Raw genomic sequence first — 12,875 nt, forward strand, 5'->3', positions numbered from 1 at the left:
GTGCAGGCGTTCGACGCCGACGGCGGGCACATCGACTACGCGCCGCGTCAGGACGAGCTGGAGGGTCTGCCCGAGCGGTAGTGTCGCAGTCGCGATGACGACGATCGACGACGCGCTGCAGCGCGACCAGGCCCTCCCCGACTTCGACTGGCATGTCTTCCCCGAGGGCGCCGAACGGGACGTGTTCGCCGCTCCGAGCGGCGGGCTCGCGAGGGTGCGACTCGGCGATCCCGATGCCCCGCGCGTCGTGCTGGTGCCCGGCGTCGCCGGGTCGAAGGAGGACTTCGTCCTGATGTTCCCGCTCTTCGCGGCAGCGGGGTACCGCGTGGAGTCGTACGACATCGCAGGTCACTACGGATCTGCGGATGCCGGTCCCCACAACCTGGTGCCGCCTCGCGAGCACTACGACTACCCGCTGTTCGTCGACGATCTCGTCGCGATCCTCGAAGACGGCGGGCCTGCCCACGTCCTCGGCTACAGCTTCGCGGGGGTGGTCACCGAGCTGGCGCTCGTGGCGCGTCCGGATCTGTTCCGCAGCCTCACGCTCATGTCTGCGCCGCCGGCGACGGGACAGGTGTTCCGCGGCGTCAAGCACATCGGGCCGATCTCGGACATGTCGCCGCACCGGGCGGCGGGGCTCATCCTGTGGGGCATCCGCTACAACCTCAACCGCACGCCTCCCGGCCGCATCGCCTTCGTGCGCGAGCGCCTGGGCATCACCGGCCGCGCGTGCATCGACGACGTCGTGGGGCTCATGATGACGACCCCCGACATGACGGACGAGGTCGCGGCCGCCGGCATCCCGAAGCTCATCGCCGTCGGCGAACAGGATCTGTGGCCGCAGGCGCAGCACGACGAGTACGCCGCCCGCATCGGCGCCCGCGTGGCGACGTACCCGACAGGTCATGCGCCGTGCGAGACGGCGCCGCATCAGCTCGCCCGCGACATGCTGGCGCTGTTCGCCGAGGCCGGATGACGGGAGGCCGGGCGCCCGGCATCCCGTCGGGAATAAGTTGGAACCGCACGCGTTGCACGAGATACATTCATTTGCATAGACCTTCACAAAGGGGAAGCGGGAAGAGATCGTGAGCGAGAGCACCACGTGGCAGGGCATGCAGTTCGGCATCTTCTCGGTGAGCGACATCACCGAGGACCCCACGACGGGCAAGACCCCGAGTGAGGCCGAGAAGATCCGCAACGCGGTCACCCTCGCCAAGCACGCCGAAGAGGTCGGGTTGGACGTCTTCGCCATCGGCGAGCACCACAACCCGCCGTTCTGGTCGTCGTCTCCCACGACGACGCTGGCGTACATCGCCGGCCAGACCGAGCGCCTCATCCTGTCGACCGCGACCACGCTGATCACGACGAACGACCCGGTGAAGATCGCCGAGGACTACGCGATGCTCCAGCACGTCTCTGACGGGCGCATGGACCTCATGCTCGGCCGCGGCAACACCGGCCCGGTCTACCCGTGGTTCGGCAAGGACATCCGCCAGGGGCTGCCGCTGTCGATCGAGAGCTACAACCTGCTGCACCGGCTGTGGCGCGAGGACGTCGTGGACTGGGAGGGTCAGTTCCGCACGCCGCTGCAGGGCTTCACCGCGACCCCGCGTCCGCTGGACGGCGTCGCCCCGTTCGTGTGGCACGGCTCCATCCGCACGCCCGAGATCGCCGAGCAGGCCGCGTACTACGGCGACGGCTTCTTCGCGAACAACATCTTCTGGCCGAAGGAGCACTACCAGCGCCTGATCCAGCTGTACCGCCAGCGCTACGCGCACTACGGCCACGGCACCCCCGAGCAGGCGATCGTGGGCCTCGGCGGCCAGGTGTTCATGGCCGCGAAGTCGCAGGACGCGGTGAACCAGTTCCGGCCGTACTTCGACAACGCCCCGGTCTACGGCCACGGCCCGTCGCTCGAGGACTTCAGCGAGATGACGCCCCTCACCGTCGGCTCGCCCCAGCAGGTCATCGACCGCTACGCCGCCATGCGCGAGACGTTCGGCGACTACCAGCGCCAGCTGTTCCTCGTCGACCACGCCGGACTCCCGCTGAAGACGGTGCTCGAGCAGCTCGACATCCTCGGCGGAGAGGTCGTGCCGGTGCTGCGCAAGGAGCTGCAGAAGGACCGTCCCGCCGAGGTCCCCGACGCGCCCACGCACGCCGGCCTCGTGAAGGCGAAGTACGGCGACGGCCCCGCCCGCCAGGCGGTGCCCGGTGCCAACCGCGGTGACAACCTGACCGCCGGCTCGCCCTACCAGGACGCCGGTGCGGTCGCCCCCGCGGGCGCCGCGTTCGGCCTCGGCCGCAAGGAGGCGTGACATGACCGCTCGTCGTATCGCCGTCGTCTCCGCCGGCCTGTCCAACCCGTCGTCCACGCGCATGCTCGCCGACCGCCTCGCCGCGGCGACCGCCAAGCAGCTGTCGGAGCGCGACATCGAGATCGAGGTCGACGTGTTCGAGCTGCGCGACTACGCGCACGACATCACGAACAACCTGCTGACCGGCTTCGCGCCGCCCGCACTCGAGTCCGTGATCAACGCGGTCGTCTCGGCCGACGCGCTCATCGTGGTGACGCCGATCTTCTCGACCAGCTACTCGGGGCTCTTCAAGTCGTTCATCGATGTGCTCGACCCCGATGCCCTGACCGGCAAGCCGGTGCTGATCGGCGCCAACGCCGGCACGGCGCGCCACTCGCTCGCGATCGACTACGCGATCCGGCCGCTGTTCACGTACCTGCACGCCGAGCCCGTGTCGACGGGTGTGTTCGCGGCGTCGAGCGACTGGGGCGCGAGCGCCGACAACGTCGCGCCGCTGGCCGACCGCGTCGAGCGCGGCGCGCGGGAGCTCGCCGAGGCCATCGCCCGCCGCGAGCCCGCGAAGGACAGCGACCCGTTCGACCCCGCGAGCTACCTCGGCGAGGGCCGCTCGTTCGGCCACCTGCTGGGCGGGTTGTCGGGCGAGTAGCGCAGGGCATCAGCCCAGGAACACATCCTCCGGTGCGCGGAGAAGGCGCCAGCCGTCTTCTCCGCGCACTTCTGCGTCCGGCGGGGGCTGCAGCACATCGGCTGCCGCCAGCGGGCCGAGGTCGATGCCCGCGAGCACCGCGATGTCGGTGATCGGCACCTGAAACGTCCGGAACGCGCCGAGCGGCGGCACCGCCAGCGCGCCGTGCACGACGTCGATCAGATCGGACTGGTCCAGCACGAATCCCGCGGCCGACAGCTGCGGCGCCCCGTCCACCGGTGCGGCCCACGCGGCGACCTTGAAGAACCGGCGGGGGATCCGGATGCCGCGATACGCGGGGTCCTCGTCGGCGAGCACCGGCGCGGTGAACACGGCGAGGCGCTCGTCGGTGGTGTCGGCGAACTCCAGCACGTGGTCCTCGAGACCGAGCCACAGCTCCTTGGACTGGTTGAAGCCGCTCGCCTGCGGTGCCGCGTTCGGGTACACGAAGGTTGCCGCGGTCGCGGTGCGCGCCTGCGCCGGCGTGCCCCAGCCCGGGTCGCGCCGGCGCACCAGGTGCCCGCGGTCGAGGTCGTTGTCGGCGTAGACGGCCGGTCCCGCCTGCTCGTCATCGGTGACGCGGGGATCGAGGCGCCACTGGCCGGTGCGCGGCAGGTCGAGCAGCGTCGACCCGTCGATGTTCACCCCCGTCACTGCAGCCAGACGCCGGGAGGGGTCGAGCAGCACCGTGAAGCGCGGGTAGGTCAGCTCGTGGGTCGCCCGCCCGTCCGCAGGGCTCGGCAGGGGCAGCCCGGTGCCGAGGAACGCGTCGTCGTAGCCTGCGGTGATCGCCTCTGCCATGGCCTCATCCTGTCGTGCGCCGACGACATCGGCCCGTCAGCCGCGCGGCGGGCGCGTCGCACCGAGCCGCCGCGCGAGCACGGCGTCGATCGCGAGGCCCAGACCCACGGCGAAGACGACCGAGACGACGACCGCCACGACCGGCCCGCCCGGGACGAGTGCCGCGACGGCGGCGCCGACGAGCGCCTGGTACAGCGCCCACGCGAGCGCTGCGAGCCCCGCCACCGCGATGTACCGCGGCGCAGGCAGCCGCGTCGCGCCCGCGGTCAGGTTGACGGCGAGACGCGCGAACGGGATGAACCGGGCCGTGAACAGCACGAGCGCCGCGCGCTGCTCCAGTCGCACGCGCGCCCATGAGAAGGCGGCCTGCGCGCGTGGCGCCCGCATCCACCGCCATCGCTGCAGGCCGATCGTTCGGCCCACCACGTAGCAGACGGCGTCGCCCGTCAGGGCGGCGGCGGCCGCCACCACGACGGTGGCCGCCAGCGGAGGCTCGCCCTGCGACACGGCCAGCGCGCCGAGCGCCGTCACCGCCGCCTCGCCGGGGATGACGACGAGGAAGGCGTCGCCCAGCACGAGCGCGAACAGCAGCGGCAGCGCCCACGCGCTGCGCGCGACCTCGGCCAGCAGATCCTCGACCACCCCTCCTTCGTACGCGGGCGCGGTGAACGGCGACCGAACGGGGCACGTCCGGTGACCTGCCGTGGTGCATCGGGTGAACACTTGCGCGCGCGGGCCGGTTCGCGGCATCCGGCCGACCGGAGCCCGTCACGCTGGGAACGTGAGAGTCGCACTTCTCGCCGAATCGTTCCTGCCCCACATGAACGGGGTGACGGGGTCGGTGCTCCACATCCTCCGTCACCTCGCCGCCGAAGGCCACGAGGCCCTCGTCGTCGCGCCGCGCGCCGGCGAGATCACCACCGACCTGCACGGTGCGCGCACCGAGCTGCTCAGGTCGGTGCCGCTGCCGTCCTACCCCGACGTGCGCGTGGTGTTCGCGCGCGCCGCACGCCTCACCGCGATCCTGCGCGAGTTCCGGCCCGACGTCGCGCACCTCGCCTCGCCCTTCGTGCTCGGCTGGCAGGGGCTGCTCGCCGCCGACGCGCTGCGCGTCCCGACCGTCGCCGTCTACCAGACCGACGTGGTCGCCTACGCCGAGAAGTACGGGATGCCGCACGCCTCCGCCCTCGTCGGCCGCCACATCGCGCGCCTGCACCGGCGCGCCACGCTCACCCTCGCGCCGTCGACGGCTTCGCTGCAGCAGCTGGAGGGCCTGGGCGTCGACCGGCTGCGCCGCTGGGGCCGCGGCGTCGACACGACGCGGTTCGGGCCGCAGCGTCGCAGCGACGCATGGCGCGCCGCCGTCGCCCCTGGTGAGATGGTCGTGGGGTACGTGGGCCGGCTGGCGCCGGAGAAACAGGTGCAGGACCTCGCCGCGCTCGCGGATCTGCCCGGAGTGCGGCTCGTGATCGTCGGCGACGGGCCGGCGCGGGCCGCATTGGAAGGCGCTCTGTCAGGCGCCGTGTTCACCGGGCACCTGACCGGCGACGCGCTCGCCGCGGCGCTGGCGAGCTTCGACGTCTTCGTGCACCCCGGCGAGAGCGAGACGTTCGGGCAGACCATCCAGGAGGCTCTCGCCAGCGGCGTGCCGGTCGTCGCGACGGGTGTCGGCGGCCCGGTCGACCTCGTGCGCTCGAGCGTCGACGGCTGGCTCTACCGGCCGGGCGACCTCGCCGACCTGCGGGCGAGGGTCGCCGACCTGGTGGGAGACGACGGCAAGCGGCGCGCGTTCGCGGCCAGCGCCGCCGAGTCGGTGCGGGGCCGCACGTGGGACGCGGTGTGCCGGCGCCTGGTCGAGCACTACGACGAGGCCCGGACGCTGCGCCCCATCGACGACGCCCTGCCGCGCGGCGGCGTCACGCGACCCTCCACTCCCGCGCCGGCGTCGACCCGTCCTCAGGAGTGGTCGCGTTTCGTCGCGCTCGGCGACTCCATCACCGAGGGCCTGTGCGACACCTCGCGCATGCCGGCGAGGGAGTACCGCGGCTGGGCCGACCGGCTCGCCCAGCTGCTCGCGCACACGCAGAAGCACGGCGTGCCCTTCCGTTACGCCAACCTCGCCGTGCGCAGCCGTACCGTCCGCCGGCTCGTCGACGAGCAGGTGCCGCAGGCGCTCGCGCTGCGGCCGGATCTGGTGTCGGTCCTGATCGGCGCGAACGACCTCGTCGCCCGTCGGGTCGACGCCGTCGCGGTCGCTGCCGAGGTCGAGCGCGCCGTACGGCGGCTGCGGCAGGCGGGCATCGACGTGCTGCTCGTGACGCCGTTCCTGCCCCGCCGCCGGGCGGCCACCCTCTTCGCGCGGCGCTTCGCGGTGTTCGCGTCGGAGCTGCGGCGCATCGCCGACGAGACCGGCGCGGTGCTGCTCGACACCGCCGTGTTCCTCGGCCCTGACGGCCTGCCCGCGATCGGAGACCTCGACCTCTGGGCCGACGACAAGGTGCACCTGCGCTCGCGAGGTCACCGGTTCCTGGCGTACCGTGCGGCCGAGGCTCTGGGCGTCCCGGACGCCGAGGCGCTCGGAGACCTCGACGCCGCGCTGCATGCGGACGACGACCCCATGGCGCACGGGACCTGGCTGCGGCGCGACGCGCTCCCGTGGGTGTGGCGGCGCCTGCGCGGTCGCACGGCCGGCGACGGGCGCGTGGCCAAGCACGATCGCTACGTGCTCATCGCCGGCCGCGGCGACGTGCGCTCACGCACGCACGTCGGCTGACGCGACGGGTGCGCGTCAGCCGCGGGCAGCGCTGTCGGCTGCGGACGCGAGCACCCACGCGTACTCCGACTCGGGTCGTCCTCGTGTGCCGTACCGTGAGGCGCGTCGCACGCGCCCCTGTGCGACGAGATGCTCCAGGTAGCGGCGCACCGCGACGCGCGACATGCCGAGGCGTTCGGCGGCCTCGACCGCCGAGACCGGTCCGCGCAGCCGCACCTCGTCGCTCACGCGGTCGAGGGTGTCGGCCGACAGCCCCTTCGGGAGGGGGACGGGGAGCGCAGGTCGCAGCGCCCCGAGGAGGGCGTCGATCTCGGACTGCGTGGGCGCTCCGGCGGCCTGCATCGCCCGGCGCCGGTACTCGCGGTACTGCTCCAGGCGCTCGCGGAACGTCGCGAAGGTGAAGGGCTTGACGAGGTACTGGGCCACGCCGAGCGACACCATCTGCCGTACCACCTCGGCGTCGCGCACTCCGGTGATCGCGATGACGTCGACGGCCGAGCCGCGCGCCCGGACGTGCCGCAGAACGTCGAGCCCGGTCCCGTCCGGCATGGTCACGTCCAGCAGCACGAGGTCGATCCCGCCGCCGCGACCGAGGACGGCGTCGATCGCCGCGTGTGCGCTCGAGCACTCCGCGACGGCCATGAACCCCTCGAGCCGGTCCAGATAGTCGCGGTGCAGCTCCAGAGTGAGCGCATCGTCGTCGACCAGCAGCACCCGGATCACGCCGGCCTCGCAGGGAGCGTGACGACGAACGTCGTGGGGTCATCGCGCAGCTCCAGCGTGCCGCCCGCGTCCTCGACCACCGACCGGACGAGCGCGAGGCCGACGCCCCGGCCTTCGGGCCCCGTGGCCTTCGTCGAGAATCCGTGCTCATAGATGCGGTCCCGGAGGTCGGGATCGACGCCGGCTCCGCTGTCGGACACCTCCATGCGCAGTCCCGCGGGACCGGAGGCGCTCGAAGCGAAGACGACGCGGACCCAGCGCGGCGGAGAGCCCGCAGCCGCGGCATCCATCGCGTTGTCGATGAGGTTGCCCACGACCGACACGGCGTCGACGGGGGAGAGCACGCTGCGCGGCGCGTCGGGGTCGATCTCGGCCGACCACTCGATCGCGCGTTCGCGCGCCTGCGCCGCCTTGCCCAGCAGCAGCGCGCCCACCGTCGGGTCGCCGCCGCGTCGTGCGGCGACCTGATCGACCAGGTCCTGGCTCTGCCTCGACGTCTCGGTGAGGATCTCGATCGCCTCGGACGTGCGACCGAGCTCCAGCAGCGACACCGCGGTGTGCATGCGGTTGCCGTGCTCGTGGGTCTGAGCGCGCAGCGCCTCGCCGAGGGTGCGGACGGACTCGTACGACGCGACGGCGTCGCGGATCGTCCCCGCGGGCAGGTCTCCGGCCACGCGCCGCGTCGTGCGGCCGGCGAGCCACGCCCCGATGAGGCCGGCCGCGAGCAGTGCGAGCACGATCGACACCACGAACGGCAGCCGGGGGAGGATCTTCGACCAGATGCTCCCGATCGTGACGCCGACCGACACCCACCCGGCCACGGCCCCGTCGACCGTCACCGGGACGATGGTGCGTACGGAGGGGCCGAGCGTGCCGGTGAACTCCTCGGTGTACGGAGCCGCCGTCTCGGGGATCGTGCCGAGATAGTGGCGGCCGATCTGCGTGGGATCGCGATGGGTCACCCGGATCCCGTCGGGCGTCATGATCGTGACGAAATCGACGCCGGCCTGCGTCGTGACCTTCTCCGCCACCGGCTGCAGCCGCGTCGAGGCATCCGGGGCGGCGAGCGCATCGCCGACCTCGGGGAGCGCGGCCAGCGACTCGGCGACCGCCCGCGTGACCTCTTCGGCCTCGGTCCTCTCCGACCGCTCCGCGTCCAGCACGAGCGCGATCGCCAGCACCGCGACGATGACGGCCGCCGACAGTGCGACGACGAGGAACACGCGGGATGCCGCGCTCCCGCCGTGCTGCGTCCGCGATGACATGGCCGTCCTCCTCGATGCCCGGCATCCATCCTCCCCGCCCGAGCGCCGGCGGGCGACCCTCTGGCCGCGACCAATATGACCGCAAATCGGACGACGCGCGCACCGCGGGGCACGCTGTGGACGCGTCGCACACCGAAGGCGATGCCGCGGACACACACCGACGTTCCCACCGCAGGAGGCAATGATGGCTCTCTCGACCCGCACCACGTCGTTCACGCTCCCGGGCTTCAACTGGAGGCGCGGCAAGCAGGCGTGGGACAAGCACACCTGGCTCTACCTGGCGGTGATCGCCGCCGTCGCGCTCGGGGCGATCGTCGGGCTCGTGTGGCCCGACGTCGGCGTCGCGCTCAAGCCGCTCGGCGAGGGGTTCGTCGCACTGATCAAGATGATGATCGCGCCGATCATCTTCTGCACGATCGTGGTCGGCGTCGGCTCCATCGCCAAAGCCGCCACCGTCGGCAAGATCGGCGGGCTCGCGCTGCTGTACTTCATGGTGATGTCGACGTTCGCGCTCGCGATCGGGCTCGTCGTCGGCAACCTGCTGCACCCGGGCGAGGGGCTGAACATGGCGAACTCGACCTACGAGGCGACGGCCGAGGCGAAGACGACGCAGGAGTTCATCCTCGGGATCATCCCCACGACGTTCTTCTCGGCCTTCACCGGCGAGAGCGTGCTGCAGGTGCTGTTCATCGCGCTGCTCGTCGGCTTCGCCCTGCAGCAGATGGGCGACCGTGGCGCGCCGATCATGAACGCGGTCAAGCACCTCCAGGCGCTCGTGTTCCGGATCCTCGGGATGATCCTCTGGCTCGCGCCCATCGGCGCCTTCGGCGCGATCGCCGCCGTCGTCGGCACCACGGGCATCGCCGCGATCTGGGCACTCGGCACGTTGATGGTCGCGTTCTACATCACGTGCGTCCTGTTCATCGTGGGGGTGCTCGGCACGCTGCTGTGGGCGGTGACCCGCGTGAGCATCTTCCGCCTCGTGAAGTACCTCGCCCGCGAGTACCTGCTGATCGTCGGCACCTCGTCGTCCGAGTCGGCGCTGCCGCGGCTCATCGCCAAGATGGAGCACCTGGGCGTCTCGAAGCCGGTCGTGGGGATCACCGTGCCCACCGGATACTCGTTCAACCTCGACGGCACCGCGATCTACCTGACGATGGCGTCGCTGTTCATCGCGAGCGGCATGGGAGCGCCGATGTCGATCGGGCAGCAGATCGGCCTGCTGGTCTTCATGATCATCGCGTCGAAGGGGGCTGCCGGCGTCACCGGCGCGGGGCTCGCCACCCTCGCAGGAGGACTGCAGGCGTACCGCCCGGACCTCGTCAACGGCGTCGGCGTGATCGTCGGCATCGACCGGTTCATGTCCGAGGGGCGCGCCCTGACGAACTTCACGGGCAACGCCGTGGCCACGGTCCTCATCGGCACCTGGACCAAGCAGTTCGACGCGGCCCGCGCGCGTCGCGTGCTGGCGGGGGAGCTGCCCTTCGACGAGACGACGCTGTCGGGCGACGGGCATGATGGCATGTCGACCTCGACGGACGCCGTGGGCGTCCAGGGACTGGAGGAGGCCGCGGTCGCCGAGGCCGAGGCCAAGGAGCGTCGCGCTCGAGAGCGGACGCTCTCCCGGTGAGACACGACGGGCGCGGGATCACTCCCGCGCCCGTCGACGCTCATGCGCCGGGATCGATCTCTCCCGCCTCGATGGCCGACTCGTGCTCCTCGAACTCCTGCTCGTCGACGTCGTCCTCGATGGCTTCGAGGGGATCGATCGTCGGGGGCGGCAGTTCGAACTCGGCCTCGTCGTCCAGCGGCACGTCCCGATCGTCGTCGGGGATGCTCTCGCGGAAGTCGCTCATGTCACACCCCTGGACTCCTACCCGCTCTTGCGGCGGAACTCGCGCTTGGTCACTGCTCCGTGCGTGCCGTGGACGGCGGAATCGCCGTCCAGGTGCGACTCGCCCTCCCGGTGCTGAGCGTTCTTCTTGTCGAGCGCTTCTTTGAATTTGCGCTTCATCTCATCGGATGCCGCAGACGCCGGCTTCTCGTCGGTGCTCATGCCCCCACCCTAGGCGCGGCATCCGGCGCTCGCCAGGGTGACGGGGATCGCGGTGCTCGCTGATAGGCTTGTGCGGGTTGCCCTGTGGCATCCGCTCAACTACATATGAGCTTACGGAGCAGGCCGGCAGGAAGCTGGTCCCCATTGGTGGGTTCCCCGATGCGAGATCGCCGGGTGGTCTTCTACTGGTGACCAGTGCTGGCGAGTCCCGCGGCAGTGCCGCGCGCCGAGATCTGCCTGTTCCTGCTCCTTCGCACAAGCTCGTGCGCGAAACGCGCGTGCGAGCCTAAACAAAGAAGGAGGGACCTCTTGGAAGGTCCGGAAATCACTTTCGCCGAAGCCGTCCTCGACAACGGCCGCTTCGGCACCCGCACCGTCCGGTTCGAGACCGGGCGACTCGCGCAGCAGGCACAGGGTGCCGTCGCCGCGTACCTCGACGAGGAGACGATGCTCCTCTCGGCCACCAGCGCCGGCAAGCACCCGCGTGAAGGCTTCGACTTCTTCCCGCTCACCGTCGACGTCGAAGAGCGTTCCTACGCCGCCGGCAAGATCCCCGGCTCGTTCTTCCGTCGCGAGGGCCGTCCCTCGACCGAGGCGATCCTGGTCTGCCGTCTGATCGACCGCCCCCTGCGCCCGTCGTTCGTCGACGGCCTGCGCAACGAGGTCCAGATCGTCGTCACCGTGCTCTCGATCGCACCGGGCGAGTTCTACGACGCGCTGGCGATCAACGCCGCGTCGCTGTCGACCCAGATCTCGGGCCTGCCGTTCTCGGGCCCGATCGCCGGTGTGCGCCTCGCGCTCATCCCGGGCCACGGCGAGCACGCCGACCAGTGGGTCGCGTTCCCGACCGTGACGCAGCTCGAGGACGCCGTGTTCGACCTCATCGTCGCGGGCCGCGTGCTGCCCGACGGCGACGTCGCGATCATGATGGTCGAGGCCGAGGCCACCGAGCACTCGTGGAACCTCATCAAGGCCGGCGCCACCAAGCCGAGCGAAGAGGTCGTCGCGCAGGGCCTCGAGGCCTCGAAGCCGTTCATCAAGGAGCTCGTCGCGGCGCAGAACGTCGTGGCGAACACCGCCGCGAAAGAGATCCAGCCGTACCCGGTCTTCCCGGCGTACAGCCAGGAGGTCTACGACTTCGTCGCCGGCCGCTCGTACGACGACCTCGTGGGCGTGTACCAGATCGCCGACAAGATCGAGCGCCAGAACGCCGATGACGCGATCAAGGACCGCGTCAAGGCCGAGCTGATCGCCGCCGTCGAGGCGAACGAGCTGCCCGCCGTGGCGACGCTCGAGTTCTCGGCCGCCTACAAGTCGGTGACCAAGAAGATCGTGCGCGGCCGCATCCTGGCCGAGGGCGTCCGCATCGACGGCCGCGGCCTCGCCGACATCCGCCCGCTCGACGCCGAGGTGCAGGTCATCCCGCGCGTCCACGGCTCGGCGATCTTCCAGCGCGGTGAGACGCAGATCCTCGGCGTCACCACGCTGAACATGCTCAAGATGGAGCAGCAGATCGACTCGCTGTCGCCGGTCACGAGCAAGCGCTACATGCACCACTACAACTTCCCGCCCTACTCGACCGGTGAGACCGGCCGTGTCGGCAGCCCGAAGCGTCGCGAGATCGGGCACGGCTTCCTCGCCGAGCGCGCGCTCGTGCCGGTGCTGCCCAGCCGCGAGGAGTTCCCGTACGCGATCCGCCAGGTGTCCGAGGCCCTCGGTTCCAACGGCTCGACGTCGATGGGCTCGGTGTGCGCCTCGACCCTGTCGCTCCTGAACGCGGGTGTGCCGCTGCGCGCGCCCGTCGCGGGCATCGCGATGGGTCTCGTGTCCGACGAGGTCGACGGCCAGACGCGCTACGCCGCGCTGACCGACATCCTCGGTGCCGAGGACGCCCTCGGCGACATGGACTTCAAGGTCGCCGGCACGTCCGAGTTCGTCACCGCGATCCAGCTCGACACGAAGCTCGACGGCATCCCGTCGTCGGTGCTCTCGGCCGCTCTGCAGCAGGCCCACGACGCCCGCATCACGATCCTCGGCGTGCTGAACGCCGCGATCGACGGTCCGGACGAGATGGCCCCGACGGCTCCGCGCGTCATCAGCGTGCAGATCCCGGTCGACAAGATCGGCGAGCTCATCGGCCCCAAGGGCAAGACGATCAACGCGATCCAGGACGAGACCGGCGCCGACATCTCCATCGAGGAGGACGGCACCGTCTACATCGGCGCCGTCGACGGCCCGTCGGCCGAGGCCGCCC

General features: G+C 71.2%; 12 protein-coding genes. 6 read left to right on the forward strand and 6 right to left on the reverse strand.

All coding sequences use genetic code 11. From position 1 onward, the window contains the following. Positions 1–94 precede the first annotated feature (94 nt). From ACTHNQ_RS07685 to ACTHNQ_RS07695, 3 genes are all read left to right on the forward strand, one after another. Complete coding sequence (locus ACTHNQ_RS07685; RefSeq protein ID WP_440332517.1) at positions 95–976, forward strand: alpha/beta fold hydrolase; 882 nt, start codon at positions 95–97, stop codon at positions 974–976. A gap of 136 nt (positions 977–1,112) precedes the next feature. Continuing rightward, the gene (locus ACTHNQ_RS07690; protein WP_440332537.1) at positions 1,113–2,318 is read left to right on the forward strand and encodes an LLM class flavin-dependent oxidoreductase; all 1,206 of its coding nucleotides are present in this window, start codon (positions 1,113–1,115) and stop codon (positions 2,316–2,318) included. Between the two features lies 1 nt (position 2,319). Then, on the forward strand, positions 2,320–2,964 hold the full coding sequence (locus ACTHNQ_RS07695; protein ID WP_440332519.1) for an FMN reductase: 645 nt from the start codon (positions 2,320–2,322) through the stop codon (positions 2,962–2,964). Positions 2,965–2,973: 9 nt separating this feature from the next. Here the strand turns inward: ACTHNQ_RS07695 and ACTHNQ_RS07700 are convergent, their stop codons facing one another. Both ACTHNQ_RS07700 and ACTHNQ_RS07705 read right to left on the reverse strand, forming a co-directional pair. Beyond that, positions 2,974–3,804, reverse strand: coding sequence for a DNA/RNA non-specific endonuclease (locus ACTHNQ_RS07700; RefSeq protein WP_440332521.1), 831 nt, complete (start codon positions 3,802–3,804; stop codon positions 2,974–2,976). A 36-nt stretch (positions 3,805–3,840) separates the two neighbouring features. Further along, positions 3,841–4,446, reverse strand: a complete 606-nt coding sequence (locus ACTHNQ_RS07705; protein WP_440332523.1) for a DedA family protein — start codon at positions 4,444–4,446, stop codon at positions 3,841–3,843. Between the two features lie 139 nt (positions 4,447–4,585). On the opposite strand from ACTHNQ_RS07705, the gene ACTHNQ_RS07710 reads away from it, so the two are divergent. Continuing rightward, positions 4,586–6,577 (forward strand): GDSL-type esterase/lipase family protein, encoded by a 1,992-nt coding sequence (locus tag ACTHNQ_RS07710; protein ID WP_440332525.1) that lies wholly within the window; start codon positions 4,586–4,588, stop codon positions 6,575–6,577. Between the two features lie 15 nt (positions 6,578–6,592). On the opposite strand, the gene ACTHNQ_RS07715 is transcribed toward ACTHNQ_RS07710, so the two are convergent. Together ACTHNQ_RS07715 and ACTHNQ_RS07720 are read right to left on the reverse strand one after the other, a co-directional pair. Then, positions 6,593–7,300: a response regulator gene (locus ACTHNQ_RS07715; RefSeq protein ID WP_440332527.1), complete on the reverse strand. Its 708-nt coding sequence runs from the start codon at positions 7,298–7,300 to the stop codon at positions 6,593–6,595. Continuing rightward, positions 7,297–8,565: a sensor histidine kinase gene (locus tag ACTHNQ_RS07720; RefSeq protein WP_440332529.1), complete on the reverse strand. Its 1,269-nt coding sequence runs from the start codon at positions 8,563–8,565 to the stop codon at positions 7,297–7,299. The genes ACTHNQ_RS07715 and ACTHNQ_RS07720 overlap by 4 nt, the downstream gene beginning before the upstream one ends. 184 nt (positions 8,566–8,749) lie before the next feature. Here ACTHNQ_RS07720 and ACTHNQ_RS07725 point away from each other — a divergent pair, with 184 nt between their 5' ends. Continuing rightward, positions 8,750–10,195 (forward strand): cation:dicarboxylate symporter family transporter, encoded by a 1,446-nt coding sequence (locus tag ACTHNQ_RS07725; protein ID WP_440332531.1) that lies wholly within the window; start codon positions 8,750–8,752, stop codon positions 10,193–10,195. Between the two features lie 40 nt (positions 10,196–10,235). Here the strand turns inward: ACTHNQ_RS07725 and ACTHNQ_RS07730 are convergent, their stop codons facing one another. Beyond that, positions 10,236–10,421: a hypothetical protein gene (locus tag ACTHNQ_RS07730; protein WP_440332533.1), complete on the reverse strand. Its 186-nt coding sequence runs from the start codon at positions 10,419–10,421 to the stop codon at positions 10,236–10,238. Between the two features lie 17 nt (positions 10,422–10,438). Continuing rightward, positions 10,439–10,621 (reverse strand): DUF5302 domain-containing protein, encoded by a 183-nt coding sequence (locus ACTHNQ_RS07735; RefSeq protein ID WP_018172185.1) that lies wholly within the window; start codon positions 10,619–10,621, stop codon positions 10,439–10,441. Positions 10,622–10,930: 309 nt separating this feature from the next. Between ACTHNQ_RS07735 and ACTHNQ_RS07740 the strand changes: the two genes are divergently transcribed. Beyond that, positions 10,931–12,875, forward strand: a 1,945-nt coding sequence (locus tag ACTHNQ_RS07740; protein ID WP_440332535.1) for a polyribonucleotide nucleotidyltransferase, incomplete at its 3' end; no start/stop codon positions are given.

Origin of the sequence: Microbacterium sp. (assembly GCF_051953575.1) — a bacterium.
In the GTDB taxonomy this organism is placed as follows: domain Bacteria; phylum Actinomycetota; class Actinomycetes; order Actinomycetales; family Microbacteriaceae; genus Microbacterium.

Bases quoted from the DNA above. Each gene is read 5' to 3' on its own strand.
- ACTHNQ_RS07685 (WP_440332517.1), top strand. From the start codon at position 95: ATGACGACGATCGACGACGCGCTGCAGCGCGACCAGGCCCTCCCCGAC.
- ACTHNQ_RS07735 (WP_018172185.1), bottom strand. From the start codon at position 10,621: ATGAGCACCGACGAGAAGCCGGCGTCTGCGGCATCCGATGAGATGAAG.
- ACTHNQ_RS07720 (WP_440332529.1), bottom strand. From the start codon at position 8,565: ATGTCATCGCGGACGCAGCACGGCGGGAGCGCGGCATCCCGCGTGTTC.
- ACTHNQ_RS07700 (WP_440332521.1), bottom strand. From the start codon at position 3,804: ATGGCAGAGGCGATCACCGCAGGCTACGACGACGCGTTCCTCGGCACC.
- ACTHNQ_RS07695 (WP_440332519.1), top strand. From the start codon at position 2,320: ATGACCGCTCGTCGTATCGCCGTCGTCTCCGCCGGCCTGTCCAACCCG.
- ACTHNQ_RS07690 (WP_440332537.1), top strand. From the start codon at position 1,113: ATGCAGTTCGGCATCTTCTCGGTGAGCGACATCACCGAGGACCCCACG.
- ACTHNQ_RS07730 (WP_440332533.1), bottom strand. From the start codon at position 10,421: ATGAGCGACTTCCGCGAGAGCATCCCCGACGACGATCGGGACGTGCCG.
- ACTHNQ_RS07725 (WP_440332531.1), top strand. From the start codon at position 8,750: ATGGCTCTCTCGACCCGCACCACGTCGTTCACGCTCCCGGGCTTCAAC.